General features: G+C 70.2%; 17 protein-coding genes. 13 read left to right on the forward strand and 4 right to left on the reverse strand.

Annotated elements, in window-relative coordinates; genetic code table 11:
- Positions 1 to 348 precede the first annotated feature (348 nt).
- Positions 349 to 1,674, forward strand: coding sequence for a M6 family metalloprotease domain-containing protein (locus SSOG_RS17600; RefSeq protein WP_039937936.1), 1,326 nt, complete (start codon positions 349 to 351; stop codon positions 1,672 to 1,674).
- On the opposite strand, the gene SSOG_RS17605 is transcribed toward SSOG_RS17600, so the two are convergent.
- Positions 1,640 to 2,266, reverse strand: coding sequence for a TetR family transcriptional regulator (locus SSOG_RS17605; RefSeq protein WP_009715592.1), 627 nt, complete (start codon positions 2,264 to 2,266; stop codon positions 1,640 to 1,642). The genes SSOG_RS17600 and SSOG_RS17605 overlap by 35 nt on opposite strands.
- A 125-nt stretch (positions 2,267 to 2,391) precedes the next feature.
- On the opposite strand from SSOG_RS17605, the gene SSOG_RS52380 reads away from it, so the two are divergent.
- From SSOG_RS52380 to SSOG_RS17655, 11 genes are all read left to right on the forward strand, one after another.
- Complete coding sequence (locus SSOG_RS52380) at positions 2,392 to 2,562, forward strand: hypothetical protein (RefSeq protein ID WP_154685945.1); 171 nt, start codon at positions 2,392 to 2,394, stop codon at positions 2,560 to 2,562.
- A 3-nt stretch (positions 2,563 to 2,565) separates the two neighbouring features.
- The gene (locus SSOG_RS17615) at positions 2,566 to 2,844 is read left to right on the forward strand and encodes a DUF4190 domain-containing protein (RefSeq protein ID WP_009715594.1); all 279 of its coding nucleotides are present in this window, start codon (positions 2,566 to 2,568) and stop codon (positions 2,842 to 2,844) included.
- An 80-nt stretch (positions 2,845 to 2,924) separates the two neighbouring features.
- The gene (locus tag SSOG_RS17620) at positions 2,925 to 4,028 is read left to right on the forward strand and encodes an aromatic ring-hydroxylating dioxygenase subunit alpha (RefSeq protein WP_009715595.1); all 1,104 of its coding nucleotides are present in this window, start codon (positions 2,925 to 2,927) and stop codon (positions 4,026 to 4,028) included.
- Complete coding sequence (locus tag SSOG_RS53620) at positions 4,025 to 4,201, forward strand: hypothetical protein (RefSeq protein WP_009715596.1); 177 nt, start codon at positions 4,025 to 4,027, stop codon at positions 4,199 to 4,201. The genes SSOG_RS17620 and SSOG_RS53620 overlap by 4 nt, the downstream gene beginning before the upstream one ends.
- A complete protein-coding gene (locus SSOG_RS17625; protein ID WP_009715597.1) occupies positions 4,198 to 5,217 on the forward strand; it encodes a PDR/VanB family oxidoreductase in 1,020 nt (339 codons plus the stop codon). Before SSOG_RS53620 ends, SSOG_RS17625 begins: the two co-directional genes overlap by 4 nt.
- 172 nt (positions 5,218 to 5,389) lie before the next feature.
- The gene (locus tag SSOG_RS17630) at positions 5,390 to 6,415 is read left to right on the forward strand and encodes an ABC transporter substrate-binding protein (RefSeq protein WP_039941265.1); all 1,026 of its coding nucleotides are present in this window, start codon (positions 5,390 to 5,392) and stop codon (positions 6,413 to 6,415) included.
- 59 nt (positions 6,416 to 6,474) lie between these two features.
- Positions 6,475 to 7,362 carry a siderophore-interacting protein gene (locus SSOG_RS17635; RefSeq protein ID WP_009715599.1) on the forward strand — a complete coding sequence of 296 codons (888 nt, stop codon included), beginning with the start codon at positions 6,475 to 6,477 and terminating at the stop codon, positions 7,360 to 7,362.
- Between the two features lie 230 nt (positions 7,363 to 7,592).
- Positions 7,593 to 9,167, forward strand: a complete 1,575-nt coding sequence (locus SSOG_RS17640) for a pyridoxal phosphate-dependent decarboxylase family protein (RefSeq protein WP_009715600.1) — start codon at positions 7,593 to 7,595, stop codon at positions 9,165 to 9,167.
- 34 nt (positions 9,168 to 9,201) lie between these two features.
- Positions 9,202 to 10,506, forward strand: coding sequence for a lysine N(6)-hydroxylase/L-ornithine N(5)-oxygenase family protein (locus tag SSOG_RS17645; protein ID WP_009715601.1), 1,305 nt, complete (start codon positions 9,202 to 9,204; stop codon positions 10,504 to 10,506).
- Complete coding sequence (locus SSOG_RS17650; RefSeq protein WP_009715602.1) at positions 10,503 to 11,087, forward strand: GNAT family N-acetyltransferase; 585 nt, start codon at positions 10,503 to 10,505, stop codon at positions 11,085 to 11,087. Before SSOG_RS17645 ends, SSOG_RS17650 begins: the two co-directional genes overlap by 4 nt.
- Positions 11,084 to 12,871: an IucA/IucC family protein gene (locus tag SSOG_RS17655; RefSeq protein ID WP_009715603.1), complete on the forward strand. Its 1,788-nt coding sequence runs from the start codon at positions 11,084 to 11,086 to the stop codon at positions 12,869 to 12,871. Before SSOG_RS17650 ends, SSOG_RS17655 begins: the two co-directional genes overlap by 4 nt.
- Before the next feature lie 44 nt (positions 12,872 to 12,915).
- Here the strand turns inward: SSOG_RS17655 and SSOG_RS17660 are convergent, their stop codons facing one another.
- From SSOG_RS17660 to SSOG_RS57905, 3 genes are all read right to left on the reverse strand, one after another.
- Positions 12,916 to 14,115, reverse strand: a complete 1,200-nt coding sequence (locus SSOG_RS17660) for a sialidase/neuraminidase family protein (protein ID WP_106516410.1) — start codon at positions 14,113 to 14,115, stop codon at positions 12,916 to 12,918.
- A gap of 393 nt (positions 14,116 to 14,508) precedes the next feature.
- On the reverse strand, positions 14,509 to 15,300 hold the full coding sequence (locus SSOG_RS17665; RefSeq protein ID WP_342634301.1) for an alpha/beta fold hydrolase: 792 nt from the start codon (positions 15,298 to 15,300) through the stop codon (positions 14,509 to 14,511).
- Entirely contained in the window at positions 15,300 to 15,569 is a 270-nt protein-coding gene (locus SSOG_RS57905; RefSeq protein ID WP_342634302.1) for a hypothetical protein, read from the reverse strand. The genes SSOG_RS17665 and SSOG_RS57905 overlap by 1 nt, the downstream gene beginning before the upstream one ends.
- A gap of 78 nt (positions 15,570 to 15,647) precedes the next feature.
- On the opposite strand from SSOG_RS57905, the gene SSOG_RS53625 reads away from it, so the two are divergent.
- Positions 15,648 to 16,347 (forward strand): ArsR family transcriptional regulator (locus SSOG_RS53625; RefSeq protein ID WP_208867356.1); only part of this gene is annotated, 700 nt, incomplete at its 3' end.

The raw sequence follows: 16,347 nt of genomic DNA on the forward strand, positions 1-16,347 counted from the left end.
ACCGATGATCCGCTCCCGATTGCGCAGGGCGTCGGCACGCAGCCGGGGTGGCGCCTGCCCTGCGCGATCCGCGGCGCGTGCGGCGGTGGCTCCGGCCATGGCAGCTCCCCCTTCCGTGTCCGATCGTCCTGGTATCGAACGATTCGAGGTTCAACATTTCCGGGGAGTCAGTCCCCGTTTGTGCGATCACCGGGTTAAACGGGGAACCACTCCCCGGAATTTCACAGTCCGGGGGTGACCTGCCTCACACCTGAATCGCGTACGTTTCGCCCGATCGGCCCAGCCGTTTCGCCCGCGCGGACGCACAGCACGGGCGCCCCGGAGTGCACCGGCACACCGTGGGCGGCAATGAAGCAGACCCGCGAGGCCCTCCGCCCTCGAATACGCAGGATCCGCCGAGGCAGCGCGTTCATCACCGCCACCGTGCTCACGGTCGCTGTGGTCGCCCCGGCGGCGATGCCGCGTCCGGGCAAACCGGCCGCAGCCAAGCGGGCCCCGGCGCCGGTGACCACGGCGCGGGCCGGGTCGCTGGAACCGTGCTCCCTCGCCCCCGGGCCCGGGCTCCAGATGTCCGAGGGCATCCCCACCAGTCGCGGCTACAGCCGCAGTACGGGGACGGTCAACGCCCTCAACCTGATGATCGACTTTCCGGATGTACGCGGCAAGGGCACGGCCCGCGAGCGCTTCGAGGAGTTCTTCCCGCAGACCTCACGGTGGTTCGCCCGCAGTTCCTACGGACGGCTCGACTACCGGCCCGCGATGCCGATCGACCACTGGCTGCGGATGCCGCACTCGTTCCGCTCGTACGGCATAAAGCGCGGCAGCCCCTTCGAGCCCGGCTACCGCAAGCTGGTCGCGGACATAGCGAAAACGGCCGACGGCAAGGTGGACTTCCGCCGCTACGACCTGGTGAACATCCTGGTCACGCCCAACGCCGGGCCTCCCGCCGCGCATGCCGTGCTCTCCGTGACGTACGCCGACAACCAGCGCGCCCCGACCGCGGACGGGGTTCCGCTGGCCAATGTCTCCTTTGTCTACAGCCGCCAGGACGACGGTTCCGGTTCGCTGCGGAAGACCGGTTTCCGAGTCCTTCCGCACGAGAACGGCCATGTCTTCGGCCTGCCCGACCTCTACACCCGCGGCGGCGGCGACAACGTCGGCCACTGGGACGTGATGTCCGAGGACTGGGGCGCCGGCAACGACCTGCTGGCCTGGCACAAGTGGAAGCTCGGCTGGCTCGGCATCCGCCAGGTCGACTGCGCCGCCCACCCCGGCACCACGGTGCACGCGCTGTCCCCGCTGCACCGGCCGGAGGGCACCAAGCTGGTCTTCGTCCCGGTCTCGGACTCCACCGGATACGCCCTGGAGGCGCGCACCGGCGGCGGCAACGACGAGGCGGTATGCAAGCCCGGCGTCCTGGTGACCTGGGTGGACACCCGTGTCGACTCGGGCGGCGGCCCGGTCACCGTCCTGGACAGCTCCCCCGGCGGCCACGGCTGCACCCAGGAGCGCAACGTCCATCCCGGGCTCAGCGACGCGGCCTTCGGCCCCGGCGAGACGTACGAGGGGGGCGCGGACGGCGTGCGCGTACGCATCCACGTCACCGGTCGGGACGCGGACGGCGCCTACCGCGTCGAGGTCACGCGTCGCGCCAGTGCCGGCGCCCGAGGCTGATCAGCAGCAGCTGCTTACGGGCGGTGTCGGCGATCCGCTCGCGCTCCCGCTCGTCCTCCTGCGCCTCCATGAACGCGGTCGCCGTCGTCACCATGCGGTCGACGTACAGCTCGGCCAGCATCCGTACGTCCTCCGGCGGCCAGCCCGCCGGGGTGAGCCGGGGCGCGAAGGCCGCGGCGACCTCGTCGACCAGCAGGCCCAGTTCGGCGCCGATCGCCTCCCGTACCGGCCGCACCCCGCCGTGCCGTTCGCGCGCGATGAAGCGGATGTGGGTGGGGTGGCGGCGCACATGCTCGGCGACCGCCTCCATCACGGCGTCGATCCGCTCCTCGTCCCCGTCCCGCTCGGCGAGGATCGCGCGGATCATGCCCTGAAGACTGCCCAGGGACTCCTCGACCAGGGCGACGCCCAGATCGGCCATGTCCCGGAAGTGCCGGTAGAAGGCGGCCGGGGCCATGCCCACCACCCGGGTCAGCTCCCGCAGACCCAGACTGCTGAGGCTCTGGTCCTCCAGCAGCCCCAGCGCCGCATCGAGCAGCGCGCGGCGCGATTTGCGCTTACGGGCCTCGCGGATCCCGCATGTGTGACTCATATCATTCCAGTAAACAGGTGTTCGCCGACCTTGGCCAGCCGTACGCGGGGGTAGCCTAGATGTCAGTGAACAGTTGTGAATCCAATTGTTCACTTAATGAGCATCCGCATCCCGGATCCACCACCATGAGAGAGGCTCACATGCTCTTCATCGTCGCGGCTCTCGCCCTGATGGGGGTTCTGCTGGGCGCGGCGGCACATACCCCGCTCCCGGTCTTCCTCGCCGCTTCCGGCGTCATCGGCGCATGGCTGCTCATCTTCTTCATCCGTGAACGCACCGGACACAAGGAGAGCTGACCCATGGCACTCACCGCACCCACCCGCACCTCGCCGGTCCGCGCACGCCAGGACGCCGACGGCATGGCCGTCGCCTCGTTCGTGCTCGGCCTGATCGGCTCCCTCCTCTTCAACGCGGTCTTCGGGCCCTGCGCCATCGTCCTCGGGACGCTGGCGATCGCCCGGGAGACCAAGCGCCGGGGCCGCGCGCTGCTCGGCATCGCGCTCGGGATCGCGGACGTGATCCTGCTGGTCATCCTGATGACGCTGGACCACTCGGTCTTCTGGCAGTTCGGCAGCTGATCGGGGAACGCCCTGGCGGCCCTTCCACTGAGTGGAAGGGCCGTTGCCCGTGCGTGACCCGCGTCACCACGCTGCTGTGCATGACCGCATTCGCACGGAACCAGTGGTACGTCGCCGCCTACGGCCGGGAAGTCGGCCGCGAGCTGCTGGCGCGCACCATCCTCAACGAGCCCATCGCCTTCTACCGCACCGAGCCGAACAGCGACGAGCCGACCGGCACCGTCGTCGCGCTCGCCGACCGCTGTGTGCACCGCCGCTATCCGCTCTCGGCCAGCCGCCTCGACGGCGACAACGTCGTCTGCGGTTACCACGGCTTCACCTACGACACCTCCGGCACCTGTGTGTTCGTGCCCGGCCAGAAGCGCGTCCCGCGCACCGCCCGGGTCGCCTCGTACCCCGTCGTCGAGCAGGACTCGCTGGTCTGGGTGTGGATCGGCGATCCGGCGCTCGCCGATCCGGCCGCGATCCCCCGCGCCCCCTGGCTCGCCGATCCGGGCTGGACGACGGTCGGCGGCATGGAGCCGATCGACGCGGGCTACGGGCTGCTCGTGGACAACCTGATGGACCTCTCCCACGAGACGTATCTCCACGGCGGCTACATCGGCACCCCCGAGGTCGCCGAGACCCCCATCACCACCGAGGTGGACGAGGGCGCGGGCATCGTGCGGGTCAGCCGCCACATGGACGACGCCGAATGCCCGCCGTTCTACGCACGCTCCACCGGCATCGAGGGCCGCATCACCCGCTGGCAGGACATCGAGTACCACGCGCCCTGTCTGTATCTGCTGCACAGCCGCATCGCCCCGGCCGGGGTGCTGCCGGAGGCCGACGGTTCCGATCCGAACGCCTTCCATGTGGAGATCACGTACGCCATCACGCCCTCCACCGACCAGACCGTCTACGACTTCTGGGCCGTATCCCGGGACTTCGCGCAGGACGACGACGAAGTCACCACCTTCCTGCACGACTTCAACCGCACCGTGGTGCGGCAGGACGTGGACGCGCTGAACCTGCTCCAGAAGGCGCTGGACACCGAGCGCGAGGGCTACCAGGAGCTGAGCATCAACATCGACACCGGCGGCCTGGCCGCGCGCCGCATCCTGGCCCGCCTCGCCGCCGAGGGCGAGCAGCGCACCGGTGAGCAGCGCACCACCACACCGCCCGCGACGGTGGCCGCCCCATGAACACCGCCGAGGTCTACCGCATCGACTGGCTGCCGGGCACCGACGTGCTGCACGGCGTCTGCCACTGCGGAGCGGAGCACTCCGCCGAGGACCCGGTCGAGCTGTGGCAGTGGATGCTCGCGCACCCCGACGGACACAGCCCCGCTCCCCTACAGAAAGGCACCGCCGAGTGAGCAGCGCCGCCGAAGGCCACGAGGTCACCGAAGGCCACCCGTACGACGACACCCTGCTGGTGGCCGCCAGGGCCGACGCGACGCCGGACGTGGTGACACTCACACTCCGTCATCCGGCGGGCCACGAGCTGCCCGGCTGGGAGCCCGGCGCCCATGTCGACCTCGTCCTCGACGACGGGCTGGTCCGCCAGTACTCGCTGTGCGGGGACCCGGCGGACGCCGCGTCCTGGCGGATCGCGGTGCTGCGCGTACCCGACGGACGCGGCGGTTCCGCCCGGGTCCACGAGACCCTCACCGAGGGCGCGCGGGTGCGGGTACGCGGCCCCCGCAACCACTTCGCGCTGCGCCCGGCCGCCCGTTATCTGTTCATCGCGGGCGGCATCGGCATCACCCCGATCCTCCCGATGACGGCCGCCGCCGAGGCCGCGGGCGCCGACTGGACGCTGCTGTACGGCGGGCGCACCCGCGCCTCCATGGCCTTCGCGGACCAACTGGCCGACGCCTACGGTGAGAAGGCGCGGCTGGTGCCGCAGGACGAGGCGGGGCTGCTCGACCTCGCCGCGTATCTCGGCGAGCCCGACCCCGGCACCCTGGTCTACTGCTGCGGCCCGGAACCGCTGCTGCGGGTCGCGGAGGAGCGGTGCCGCGCCTGGCCCGCGGGCGCGCTGCGCACCGAGCGATTCCAGCCCCGTCCGGCGGACGAGAGCGACGAGACCGACGCCAACGGCGAGGCGCAGCAGGCGGACTCCGGCGGTTTCGAAGTGATCCTCGACCGTTCCGGACGCTCCCTCACCGTCAAACCCGGGCAGAGCGTGCTGCGTACCCTGGAGGAGGCGGGGGTGCCGGTTTTGTACTCCTGCGAAGAGGGCACGTGTGGTACGTGCGAGACGGATGTCATCGAGGGAGAGGTGGACCACCGCGACTCCGTACTCACCGACGAGGAGCGCTCGTCGGGCGAGACGATGATGATCTGCGTCTCACGCTGCCGGGGTCCGAAGCTGGTGCTGGACCTGTGACGCCCCTGTGAAACAGCGCTGAACGACCGCTCACGCCTCTCAAATAATGGGACCGGGTGCCCCCGCCCACTGGACAAACGGGTTGGTTAGGCTAACCTAAGTACGCCTTCGGGGTGACGTCCCCTGGGCACCGTCCCCGTACGTCGTGAGAAAAGGCACCACCATGCGGTCCATGCGCCACGCCAGAGAACTCCCGCTCTCCCGCCGCGGCCTCCTCGCCGCGGGCGGCGCCACCGGACTCGGAGCCCTCGTCACCGCCTGCGGCGGCAAGGGCGGTTCGGGCTCCGGCGGTGAAAAGGGCGGCGGCTCCTGGTCGTTCACCGACGACCGCAAGAAGAAGATCACCAACGATGGCCCTCCCCAGCACATCGTCACGTACGTCGCCGCGGCGGCCGCGCTCTACGACTTCGGCATCGACAAGCAGATCACCGGCGTCTTCGGCCCGACCAAGCTCAAGAACGGCAAGCCGGACCCGCAGGCCGGGGACATCGACGTCGACCGGCTGACCAGCCTCGGCCAGACCTGGGGCCAGTTCAACGTCGAGAAGTACGCCTCGCTCAGCCCCGATCTGCTGATCACCAACATGTTCGACCCGGGCGCGCTCTTCTACATCCCGGACGACAGCAAGAAGAAGATCCTCGAACTGGCCCCCAGCTGCGCCATCACCACCGGCCGGGTCTCCATGCTGGAGCCCATCAAGCGCTACGCCGCGCTCGCCGAGGCGCTGGGCGCCGACCTCAAGGCCAAGAAGGTCACCGACGCCAAGGCGCGCTTCGAGAAGGCGTCCGAGGAACTGCGCAAAACCGTCAAGTCGCACAAGATCCGGGTCATGGCCTGCTCCGCCAGCGCCGATCTCTTCTATGTCTCCAACCCGGAGATCAGCGCCGACCTGATGTACTTCAAGGAGCTGGGCGTCGACCTCGTACAGCCTCAGAAGCCCGACAAGGGCGGCTACTTCGAGAGCCTGAGCTGGGAGAACGCCGACAAGTACGACGCCGATGTGCTGTTCCTGGACAACCGCACCGCGACCCTCCAGCCGGGCGCCCTGAAGTCCAAGCCGACGTGGTCGAAACTGCCCGCCGTCAAGGCGGACCAGATCACGCCCTGGAGCAGTGAGCCGCGCTTCTCCTACGCCGGTGCTGCTCCGCTCATCGAGTCCCTCACCAAGGCCATCCAGGACGCGAAGAAGGTCAGCTGACGCGCCCGACCGGCCCACCGGCGCTGACCTAAGGCAAGCGAAGGGAAGACGTCGCTCCCATGACCACCGCAGCCACCACCACCCGCCCCTCCACCGCCGTACCGTTCCGCTTCTTCGACGCGCACGTCGTACGGACCCGGGCGCTCGGACCGTCCATGTCCCGGATCACCTTCAGCGGCACCGGCCTCGGGGACTTCGCCGCCGGCGGCCGCGACCAGCGCTTCAAACTGTTCCTGCCGCACCCCGGCCAGCCCGCGCCGGTCGTTCCGGTCGAGGACGGCGACGGCTGGTTCGCCAGCTGGCGGAAGATGGACCCGGCCGTCCGCGGCATCATGCGCTCGTACACCGTGCGCGAGCAGCGCCGCGAACCCGACGAGATCGACGTCGACTTCGCGCTGCACCACGACGGCGGCCCGGCCGCCCGCTGGGCCGCGCGCGCCGAGAGCGGCGACCGCGTCACCCTGCTGGGCCCGGTCGTCGAGGACAACGGCGGCGTCGACTTCCGGCCGCCCTCCGGCACCGACTGGGTGCTGATCTCCGGAGACGAGACCGCGCTGCCCGCCGTCGCCGGCATCCTCGACTGGCTGCCCGCCGGCACCCCGGCGAAGGTGTGGATCGAGGTGCAGCACGCCGAGGACATGCAGGAACTGCACACCGAGGCCGACGCCGAGATCACCTGGCTGGTCCGGGACGGCGCCACCCCCGGCTCCCCGCGCTCCGCCCTGCTGCTGGACGACGTACGCGCCACCCAGCTGCCCTCCGGCACCCCGTACGCCTGGATCGCGGGCGAGGCCGGAACCGTCAAGGAGATGCGCCGCCACCTGGTGCGCGAACGCGGCTTCGAGCGCAAAGCGGTGACCTTCACCGGCTACTGGCGGCTCGGCACCTGTGAGGAACAGCTCGTCGAGGAGGCCGTGAGCGGCACCGGCCCGAAGTCCGACGACTGACCGGCGCCCTCTCCCCCTGACCGCTCGCTGAACCCACTCCCCCCTTCAATCAACTGGCCGACGGGATTCCCGACGCCGAGGCGCGCCACCGCGCGCCCGGCTCCCCCGGCCGGCGACCCGGCATGCCCGCTCCCACCCCACGGCGCCCACCCCCACAGCGCCCACCCCCACAAGCACGCCCGCAGGCGCGCCCACACCCGCGCGCCCGCATGCTCCAGGAAGGACAGACCGTGAGTTTCCTCGCGCAGACCGCTGAGGACCCGTCGCCGGAGTCGATAACCGGGGCGGCGGATGGCAGGACCCACCTCTTCAACGACCGTACGGCGGAGAGCTACCGGCGCTCCGTGACCGACGGCGTCGGCCTGGTGGCCTCCACCGTCGCCCGCACCGACCGTCCGTTCACCGGCGTCACCCCTGGTGAACTGGCACCCGAGATCTCCGGCATCGACCTGGAACAACCGCTGGGCGACCCGCGCGCCGCGCTGAGGGAACTGGAGCGGGTCTACCTCAAGGACGCCGTCTACTTCCACCACCCGCGCTACCTCGCCCACCTCAACTGCCCCGTGGTCATCCCGGCGCTGCTCGGCGAGGCGGTCCTCTCGGCCGTCAACTCCTCCCTCGACACCTGGGACCAGAGCGCGGGCGGCACCCTGATCGAGCGGCGGCTGATCGACTGGACCGCCGAGCGCATCGGGCTCGGCGAGGCCGCCGACGGCATCTTCACCAGCGGCGGCAGCCAGTCAAACCTCCACGCGCTGCTGCTGGCGCGCGACGAGGCGTGCAAGCTGGTCGAGAAGGAAGCCGCCGCGGCCGGGGAGCCCGTCCCCCCGAAGTCCGAGATCCTGCCGCGGCTGCGCATCCTCACCTCCCAGGCCAGCCACTTCTCCGTGAAGAAATCCGCCGCCATCCTGGGGCTCGGCTACGAGGCCGTCGTCTCGATCCCCTGCGACCAGGACCGGCGCATGCGCACCGTCGCCCTGGCCCGCGAACTCGACCGCTGCCGCCAGGAGAACCAGGTGGTCATGGCCGTCGTCGCGACCGCCGGGACCACCGACTTCGGCTCCATCGACCCGCTGCCCGAGATCGCCGAGCTGTGCTCGCGGCACGGCTCCTGGATGCACGTGGACGCCGCGTACGGCTGCGGGCTGCTGGCCTCCCCCACCCGCCGCCATCTGCTGGACGGCATCGAGCGCGCCGACTCCGTCACCGTGGACTACCACAAGTCGTTCTTCCAGCCGGTCAGCTCCAGCGCCGTCCTGGTCCGCGACCGCGTCACGCTCAGCCACGCCACGTACCACGCGGACTATCTGAACCCCGAGCGCAGCGTCGAGAAGCTCATCCCCAACCAGGTCGACAAGTCCATCCAGACCACCCGCCGCTTCGATGCGCTGAAACTGTGGCTGACCCTGCGCATCATGGGCGCGGACGCGGTCGGGTCGCTCTTCGACGAGGTCGTCGACCGGGCCGCCGAAGCCTGGAACCTGCTGGACACCGACCCGCGGTACGAGGTGGTCACCGAGCCGCAGTTGTCCACGCTCGTCTTCCGCTACGTGCCCGGGGACGACTCCGACGCGGACCTCGTCGACCGCGCCAATCTGCACGCCCGCGAGGCCCTGGCCGCCTCGGGCGAGGCGGTGGTGGCCGGGACCGTCGTGGACGGCCGTCACTACCTGAAGTTCACGCTGCTCAACCCGGAGACGTCGCTGCGCGACATCGCGTTCGTCCTCGACCTCCTCGCCGAGCACGCCGGTCAGTACCTGGCCCTGCACATCGAGCCCGAACTCAGCCACTCCCGCGCCAGCTGAGCCGCTGACCGCACGTCCCCCTCGGAGAACCACCGTGTCCACCCCGCACATATACGACTTCGTCGCCGTCGGGCTCGGCCCCTATAACCTGGGCCTCGCCTGCCTCACCGAGCCGATCGAGGAACTCGACGGCCTGTTCCTGGAGAGCAAGCCCGACTTCGACTGGCATCCGGGCATGCTGCTGGACGGCGTCACCCTCCAGACCCCGTTCATGGCCGACCTCGTCACCCTGGCCGACCCGACCTCCCCGTACTCCTTCCTCAACTACCTGAAGGAATCCGGGCGGCTGTACTCGTTCTACATCCGCGAGATCTTCTATCCGCTGCGCGCCGAGTACAACAAGTACTGCCGCTGGGCGGCCGGGAAGCTCTCCAGCGTCCGCTTCGGCCACGAGGTCACGAGCATCACGTACGACGAGGCCGACGGCCTCTACACCGTGCGCTCCCAGCGCCCCACCGGCGAGACCACCGAACACCGCGCCCGCCATCTGGTGCTCGGCACCGGCACCCCGCCCTTCATCCCGGAGACCTGCCAGGGCCTCGGCGGCGACCTGCTGCACAACGGGCGCTACCTGGAGCACAAGGAGGCGCTCCAGGCCAAGGAGTCCATCACGATCGTCGGCAGCGGGCAGAGCGCGGCCGAGATCTACCAGGACCTGCTGGCCGACATCGGCAGCCACGGCTACCGCCTCAACTGGGTGACCCGCTCCCCGCGCTTCTTCCCGCTCGAATACACCAAACTCACGCTGGAGATGACCTCGCCGGAGTACGTGGACTACTTCCACGCCCTCCCCGAGGACACCCGCTACCGGCTGGAGTCCGAGCAGAAGGGCCTGTTCAAGGGCATCGACGCGGACCTGATCAACTCCATCTACGATCTGCTCTACCAGCAGAGCCTGGACGGACCGGTGCCGACCCGGCTGCTCACCAACACGTCGCTCGCGGACGCCTCGTACGACGAGTCCACCGGTACGTACACCCTCGGGCTGCGCCACGAGGAGCAGGAGCGCGACTTCTCCCTCACCACCCAGGGCCTCGTCCTCGCCACCGGCTACCGCTACCAGGTGCCCGCCTTCCTGGAGCCGGTGCGCGACCGCATCCGCTGGGACGACCACGGCCGCTTCGACGTCGCCCGCAACTACAGCATCGACACCACCGGCCGCGGCATCTTCCTCCAGAACGGTGCCACCCAGGCGCACAGCCTCACCTCCCCCGACCTGGGCATGGGCCCGTACCGCAACTCCTGGATCATCCGCGAGCTGCTGGGCCGCGAGCACTACCCGGTCGAGAAGTCGATCGCCTTCCAGGAGTTCGGCGCGCCGGAGGGACCCCTGACATGACCGCCTTCGAAACCGTCTTCGAACGCCACGACGACCGCCTCGGCCACTTCGCCCTGCGCACCCTCGGCCCGGGGACGGACGCCGCGCTGCTGCACCGCTGGGTGACCCACCCCAAGGCGTCCTACTGGATGATGCAGGACGCGAGCCTCGCCGACACCGAGGCCGAGTACCGCAGGATCGCCGACCACCCGCACCACGAAGCCTTCATCGGCCTGCACGAGGGCGACCCCGCCTTCCTCGCCGAGCGCTACAACCCGGCCGAGGTCGAGCTGAAGGGGCTGTACGAGCCCCGCAAGGGCGACGTGGGCATGCACTTCCTGTGCGCGCCGACCGACACCCCGGTGCACGGCTTCACCCTCGCCGTGATCACCACCGTCATGGAGTTCTGCTTCGGCGACCCCGCCGTACGGCGCGTCGTCGTCGAACCCGACGTCCGCAACGACGCGGTGCACGCGCTGAACGCGGCGGTCGGCTTCGACGTCGTCGAGAAGATCGTCAAGCCGGAGAAGGACGCCTACCTCAGTACCTGCACGCGCGAGCGCTTCGTCGCCGCGCGCGCCGCCCAAGGAGTATTCCGATGAGCCCCCGCGATGCCGTCGCCCACCTCACCCCCGAACTGTGGGAGCGGGCGGGCCGCCTCCTCATACGCAAAGCCCTCGCCGAATTCACGCACGAGCGCCTGCTGAAGCCCGAACTCGACGGTGACGGCCGCTATGCCGTCCCCAGCGACGACGGCACGGTGACCTACCGCTTCGCCGCCCGCGTCCTCACCCTGGACCACTGGCTGGTCGACGCGGACAGCATCACCCGCCACGGCCAGGACGGCGCGCAGCGCCCGCTGGACGCCCTCGACTTCTTCATCGAGCTGCGCGGCACCCTCGGCCTCAGCGACGACATCCTCCCCGTCTACCTGGAGGAGATCAGCTCCACCCTCTCCGGTACGGCCTACAAACTGGCCGCCGAGCCGGTCGGCGCGGCCCAGCTCGCCAAGTCCGGCTTCCAGGACATCGAGACGGGGATGACCGAGGGCCACCCCTGCTTCGTCGCCAACAACGGCCGGCTCGGCTTCGGCATCCACGAGTACCTCTCGTACGCCCCGGAGACCGCGAGCCCCGTCCAGCTGGTCTGGCTGGCCGCGCACCGCGACCACTCCACCTTCACCGCCTCCTCCGACATCGACTACGACGCGCTGGTGCGCGACGAGCTGAGCGAGGAGACCCGGACCCGCTTCGCGGACACCCTCAGCGGCCAGGGCCTCGACATCGCCGACTACCACCTGCTGCCGGTGCACCCCTGGCAGTGGTGGAACAAGCTGTCCGTCAGCTTCGCCGCTGAGGTCGCCCAGCAGCGGCTGGTCTGGCTCGGCACCGGCGAGGACGAGTACCTCGCGCAGCAGTCGATCCGTACGTTCTTCAACTCCAGCCACCCGTCCAAGCACTATGTGAAGACCGCCCTGTCGGTCCTCAACATGGGCTTCATGCGGGGCCTCTCGGCCGCCTACATGGAGGCCACCCCGGCGATCAACGACTGGCTGGCGGGCGTCATCGCCTCCGACGACGTCTTCCAGGCCGCCCGCTTCTCGATCATCCGCGAGCGGGCCGCCATCGGCTACCACCACCGCCAGTACGAGGCCGCCACCAACCGGTACTCCCCGTACCGGAAGATGCTCGCCGCCCTGTGGCGCGAGAGCCCCGTTCCGTCCCTGGAACCCGGCCAGCGCCTCGCCACCATGGCCTCCCTCCTCCACACCGACGCCGACGGCGGCTCGTTCGTCAGCGCCCTCATCGAGGAATCCGGCCTCACCCCGGCGGCCTGGCTCCGCGGCTACCTGGACGCCTACCTCACCCCGGTCCTGCACAGCTTCTACGCGTACGACCTGGTGTTCATGCCGCACGGCGAGAACGTCATCCTGGTCATCGAGGGCGGCGCCGTACAGCGCGTCATCTTCAAGGACATCGCCGAGGAGATCGCCGTCCTGGACCCGGAAGCGGTCCTGCCCCCGGCCGTCGAGCGCATCCGCGCGGACGTCCCCGAGGACAAGAAACTGCTGTCCGTCTTCACCGACGTCTTCGACTGCTTCCTGCGCTTCCTCAACGGCATCCTGGTGTCGGACGGACTGCTCGAGGAGGACACCTTCTGGCAGACGGTCGCCGCCTCGGTCCAGGGCTACCAGGACGCGATGCCGCACCTCGCGGACAAGTTCCAGCAGTACGACATGTTCGGTGAGGACTTCGCGCTGTCCTGCCTCAACCGGCTCCAGCTGCGCAACAACCGCGAGATGGTCGACCTCCAGGACCCGGCGGGCGCGCTCCAGCTGATCGGCACGCTCCGGAACCCGATCGCGAAGTTCCGCCCGGAGAACTGAGGGGAACGGGCACCGCCACTTGATGTGGCGGTGCCCGACGTGTCTTACGACCCCCCGGTGGCGAAGTACGGTCGGCAGACCCCACCGTCATAGTCGGTCGCGATCTCCAGCACCTCGCGGCCGTCCTCCGACGGCAGCAGGCTGGAGCTGTAGTTGGGGCAGGAGTCCAGCTTGTCGGACTTCACGGCGACTGGCGCCGGGATCTCGCGCCACGCCCCTTCCCCGCCCTTGCTGTTGATCCAGATCGTGCGTCCGCTGCCGTCGGCCCGGCCGCCGTCCTTGTGGTACATCGCCTGACCGACCAGCAGCAGCTTGCCCTGCGGATTCCCCTCCTCCGGCGCCCAGGCCAGATTCGGCGCGTGCAGGAAGTACTTCCCGTCCTCCGTCTCCGCCCGGGTGCCCAGGTCGGCCGGGTCGCCCCAGTCCCACCCGTCGCGAGACGTCCGCAGATGCGCCACGCACGCGTACTTGCCTCCGGCCGCGCAGATCTCGTACGTCATGACGTACGTCCCGTTCGGCAGCTTCCGCACGACCGCCATCCCGGGCCGGTCGGACTCCAGCTTGCTGGTCACGGTCTCGCGGGGCCCGCTCCACGAGACGCCGTCCTTCGACCGTACGGCGACGAGCTTCTGACTGTGGCGCGGATCGGTCTCGTCGGAGTAGTGGCAGACCAGGTTCCCCTGGGCGTCGATGGAGAACTCCGGCTCCCACAGCCCCTTGGCGTTCGGCGCGGTGGCGACCGTCGACAGAGGGCTCCAGTTCCGTCCGTGATCGGTGCTCTTGAACACCCGGATCGTCATCCGGGGCTCCGGCTTCTCGTCCTGCCCGAACGACGCCGCCCACAGCAGCGTCCCGGCGGGCATGTCGCCGACCTGCTGCGGCAGCTCGTAGAGCGTGGCGCAGCACAGCCCCTTGCCGTCCGCGGCCTTCTCGTCCGAGACGGTCCCCACATGGCGGAAGCTCCCGCCACCATCGGTGCTCTCCTGAATCTCCCCGACGCCGTCGCCGCCCTTGTGCGAGACGGACGAGGCGAGCACACGCCCGTTCGCCTCCCCGCTGTGCCGCAGCCGGACCGCCCGCGGATACAGCGCCCCGCCGTCCCCCAGCGGCTTGGCGTCGGCCTTCTCCCCGGGCGCCTGCCCGGGCGCCGCGTTGTTGCTCACCGCGCCCTTTCCGGTCTGCTCGCTGTCCTGCGAGGGGGCACCGCTGCACGACGTGAGGAAAAGAGCGGTGCAAGCGGCCATGAGCGATACGAGAAACGCCGGGCCGCGGCGGCGTGAACGGGTAATCGTGCTTGTGGGCATGGGGCCTTCCTAGGTGGCGGAGGCAACGACCTCTCGCAGCCGCTGTTCTGAGGGTTCGCCACGTACCCTGCATTGATTTTCCATATCGCGCAACATCGCAAAAGACGCCCGATTTTCGTTAGTGACGCGTTAGTGAATCAACAGCGATTCGTCAGCACCGACGGGCAGTCTTGGTGTCACGGTCGCTGCACCCAAAACGCCAAAAGGAAATGGGCGAGAGGCACGATGGCGGCGAACGGTGCGGCCACATTTCCGTACGGCATTCGACGCCCTTTCCCGCAATAGGCGCCCACTCGGCGGGATAATGCTGCGTTCGTTCCGCGGGGGCGGCGCTCACCTCGGCAGATGGCGGGCGAAGAAGGACCGTACGAGGCGGCGAACGGCGGGCACGGTGCCCCGTGGGTCCGCCCGCCCGACCATGGCGGCGCGTCCGGCAGCGGTCATCAGACCGGCCCTGTGAAGCTGGGGGACGAGCGCCGCGTAGTCGGTGAAGACCCAGTGCGCGGTGTCGTCGAGCTGCCGCCGGGCAACGGGGCCCGCGTGAGCGAGGAGCGCTACCCAGGACCGGTCCAGCTGGGCGTCACGGAAACCGTCGGTGCCGACCAGGAGCAGCGGCCGGTCCGTCCCCTGCCGGGCCACCGGCAGGAGTTCGCCGTCCATCTGGTCGAGATACCCCTCCAGATTGACCACGGCGGCGATCCGCCGGTCCTCGTGGAGCGCCTGCGCGGCAGCGGTGCCGCCCGCGGAGTGCCCGTAGACCCCGACCCGGGTGAGGCCGAGGGCGTCGAGGACGAAGCGGAGGTCGGCGACCCGGGTGTCGATCATGGTGCGGAAGGCGGGCGCGTCGGGGGGCCCGTGCAACGCGGTCGGCCGGACCCGTTCGCGGCCCGGCCGCTCGTCGGGGAACTCCACCTCGCTCGCGTCCCCGGGGTGATCGACGGTGAGGACCGTCCAGCCGTATGAGGCGAGGTCCACCGCGAGGGAGGCGCCCATCGTGCGTGCGTCGCCCCCACCGGGGCTGTAGAGCAGCACGGGGCGCCGACCGGGCAGGGGCGGAGCACCGGTCCGGGCATGGGTGAGCGTGGCCGCCCAGTCGACTCCGGCCGCCGGCAGCTGCGGATGCATCAGCGGACCGATCTCCGTGAACAGCGCGAGCCGCGTCCGGCGGCGACGGGCCGCAGGACGGTGACCATGAGCTCACGAACGCCGATCCGGGGCTCCCACGGGTCGTTGCGGGAGGGATCGACCAGGTGCAGCGTCAAGGCACCGACGGCGTACGGCCCTTGGGGCGCCGGGAGACGCAGGGCCGACGCGGCGGCGGAGACCGGGACAGCGGCCGCGGCGAGGGCTGCCTTGGCGAACAACCGCCGACCGGGCGTGAGGAAAGAAGCCATGGACGGCATCCTGGAAGTGGCCTCTGTGCCATGGCGAAACATTCGACCGGCCCCGAAAGGCTGGCGCGGAGCGGGGGGATGTGCGTGATCCGGATCCACTTCACGGCGGACGATCTCGCCCGGGTGCGGTTCGCGCCACGGCCGTCGCCCGTACCCGAGCTGCACGCGGCCCTGATGATGCTGGGCTCCCCGGAACCACTGTTCGGGCGCTGGCGGCACCGGCTGCTGCGCAGCCTGCCGCGCACGGTCGAACCGCTCGCGGACCTGGCACCGGGTGGGGTGGCCCCCGCCTTCCTCGACGTCCTCGGCGACACGCCGGACGAGGGCTTCACGCTGATCAGGTCGGCCCGCCCGGAGTTCGTACGGGCCGGGATCGAGCAGGTGTACGCGACACGTCCGGCCCCGCCGTGGATCCGCGCACTGTATACCGGGGACGTCGACGCCTGGCGGACACTCGGCCGGGCCCAGCGGTCGGCGTACCAGTCCGTCCTCGCGCCGGTGTGGCCCCTGGTCCAGGACCTGCACCGGGCAGAATTCGCCCGCTACGCCCTCACGGTCACCGAGCAGGGCCTCGGCCCTGCCCTGACCGCCCTGGCCCCCGGCTCACGGCTGCGCGACGGCGTCTGGGAATGGCCCCTGCCGGGCGTTCCAGGCGTACGGGAGATCCGGCTCGGCGGGCGCGGGCTGATCCTGCGGCCCACCTTCCACTGGCGCCGCGGCCCCCTCGTCCAGGACCAGCCGGACCGCCCGGCGGCGCTCGCCTACCCGGCGGGCACGG

The organism is Streptomyces himastatinicus ATCC 53653 (assembly GCF_000158915.1).
Taxonomy (GTDB): Bacteria; Actinomycetota; Actinomycetes; order Streptomycetales; family Streptomycetaceae; genus Streptomyces; species Streptomyces himastatinicus.

What these genes read in the sequence shown, in the direction of transcription:
- SSOG_RS17600 (WP_039937936.1), top strand. Translation starts at nt 349, where the DNA reads ATGAAGCAGACCCGCGAGGCCCTCCGCCCTCGAATACGCAGGATCCGC.
- SSOG_RS17605 (WP_009715592.1), bottom strand. Translation starts at nt 2,266, where the DNA reads ATGAGTCACACATGCGGGATCCGCGAGGCCCGTAAGCGCAAATCGCGC.
- SSOG_RS52380 (WP_154685945.1), top strand. Translation starts at nt 2,392, where the DNA reads ATGAGAGAGGCTCACATGCTCTTCATCGTCGCGGCTCTCGCCCTGATG.
- SSOG_RS17615 (WP_009715594.1), top strand. Translation starts at nt 2,566, where the DNA reads ATGGCACTCACCGCACCCACCCGCACCTCGCCGGTCCGCGCACGCCAG.
- SSOG_RS17620 (WP_009715595.1), top strand. Translation starts at nt 2,925, where the DNA reads ATGACCGCATTCGCACGGAACCAGTGGTACGTCGCCGCCTACGGCCGG.
- SSOG_RS53620 (WP_009715596.1), top strand. Translation starts at nt 4,025, where the DNA reads ATGAACACCGCCGAGGTCTACCGCATCGACTGGCTGCCGGGCACCGAC.
- SSOG_RS17630 (WP_039941265.1), top strand. Translation starts at nt 5,390, where the DNA reads ATGCGCCACGCCAGAGAACTCCCGCTCTCCCGCCGCGGCCTCCTCGCC.
- SSOG_RS17635 (WP_009715599.1), top strand. Translation starts at nt 6,475, where the DNA reads ATGACCACCGCAGCCACCACCACCCGCCCCTCCACCGCCGTACCGTTC.
- SSOG_RS17650 (WP_009715602.1), top strand. Translation starts at nt 10,503, where the DNA reads ATGACCGCCTTCGAAACCGTCTTCGAACGCCACGACGACCGCCTCGGC.
- SSOG_RS17655 (WP_009715603.1), top strand. Translation starts at nt 11,084, where the DNA reads ATGAGCCCCCGCGATGCCGTCGCCCACCTCACCCCCGAACTGTGGGAG.
- SSOG_RS17660 (WP_106516410.1), bottom strand. Translation starts at nt 14,115, where the DNA reads ATGGCCGCTTGCACCGCTCTTTTCCTCACGTCGTGCAGCGGTGCCCCC.
- SSOG_RS17665 (WP_342634301.1), bottom strand. Translation starts at nt 15,300, where the DNA reads ATGCATCCGCAGCTGCCGGCGGCCGGAGTCGACTGGGCGGCCACGCTC.
- SSOG_RS57905 (WP_342634302.1), bottom strand. Translation starts at nt 15,569, where the DNA reads ATGGCTTCTTTCCTCACGCCCGGTCGGCGGTTGTTCGCCAAGGCAGCC.